The sequence below is a fragment of the Microbacterium sp. NPDC019599 genome, assembly GCF_040632175.1.
Lineage (GTDB): Bacteria > Actinomycetota > Actinomycetes > Actinomycetales > Microbacteriaceae > Microbacterium.
Genome location: NZ_JBEYBL010000022.1, coordinates 1 through 1,412, shown reverse-complemented (window position 1 = coordinate 1,412; position 1,412 = coordinate 1). Strand labels below are relative to the sequence as shown.

The window sequence follows — 1,412 nt, the reverse complement described above, 5'->3', positions numbered from 1 at the left end:
GGTGTCTGGCGTCACGACATCGTTGACAGCTGATCGCGCGGATCTTGCGCGTGATCGTTGACGGATGAGTCGCGACATCGGCGACACCCTCGGCGTGGTGATCATTGACCGGTGAGTCGCGTCATCGTTGACGTCCTAGCGGAACCACGATTGGGCGTGAAACCGAAGAACCTCGTCATCGTCCGCGCCGTCCGTGAGCAGGGCCTCACGCACGCGGAGGCCGCCGCTCGTTACGGCGTCACCCGGCAATGGGTGCACACTCTGGTCCGTCGCTACGACGCCGACGGGCCGGACGGGCTCACGCCTCGCTCCCGCGCCCCGAAGACCCGCCCCGGAACCACCTCGAACGCAGTCCGCGGCCGGATCCTCGCGCTGCGCGTGCAGCTGGTCGCGGACGGTGCAGACGCCGGCCCGGCCACGATCGCGTGGCACCTCGAGCAGGAGGGATACCGGGCGCCATCGACGGCCACGATCCGCCGCGTCCTGCACGCGGCGGGACTGGTCACACCGGCGCCGCGGAAACGGCCGCGGAGCTCCTACATCCGGTTCCAAGCCGAGTTGCCCAACGAATGCTGGCAAGCAGACATCACCCACTGGCACCTCGCATCCGGCACGCGGGTGGAGATCCTCGACTTCCTCGACGACCACTCCCGGCTGCTGCTGGACATCCGCGCCGCCCCCGCGTTCACCGGCCCCATGGTCGTCACCGCGATGACCGAGCTGATCAGTCGCTACGGACCGCCGATGTCGACCCTGACCGACAACGGCCTGGTATTCACCACCCGCCTGGCCCGACACAAAGGCGCCCGCGGCGGATTCGAGAAACTCCTCGCCGGGCACGGCATCACCCAGAAGAACGGCCGCCCCGGACACCCGCAGACCCAAGGCAAGATCGAACGCTTCCACCAGACCCTGAAACGCTGGCTGGGCGCCCGACCCCTCCCCGCCACGATCGAGGACCTCCAGGAGCTGCTCACCGAGTTCCAGGACTGGTACAACACCCAGCGCCCACACCGCTCCACGAGCCGCAGAACCCCGGAACAGGCCTACACCGCGCTACCCAAAGCCACCCCGACCGGACCCAGCCGCTCCGAATGGCGCTCCCGCGCCGACCGGGTCGACAAAGACGGCAAAGTCACCATCCGCTACGCCGGCAAACTCCGCCACCTCGGCATCGGCAGAGCACACGCCGGAACCCCCGTGCTCCTGCTCATCCACGACCGCGACATCACCGTCAGCGACAGCAACACCGGCGAGATCATCGCCGAACACACCATCGACCCCAGCCGCGACTACCAACCCCGCAAGCATGACCGCCGTCAACGATGACCCGACTCACCCCGTCAACGATGACCCGACTCACCCCGTCAACGATGACCCGACTCACCAACCCAGCGTCACCGTCAACCCGG

At 67.8% G+C, this 1,412-nt stretch carries 1 protein-coding gene; it reads left to right on the top strand.

Annotated elements, in window-relative coordinates; genetic code table 11:
- The first annotated feature begins 177 nt into the window (after positions 1-177).
- Positions 178-1,329 (top strand): IS481 family transposase, encoded by a 1,152-nt coding sequence (locus ABZ477_RS19110; RefSeq protein ID WP_360136426.1) that lies wholly within the window; start codon positions 178-180, stop codon positions 1,327-1,329.
- Positions 1,330-1,412: the final 83 nt, after the last annotated feature.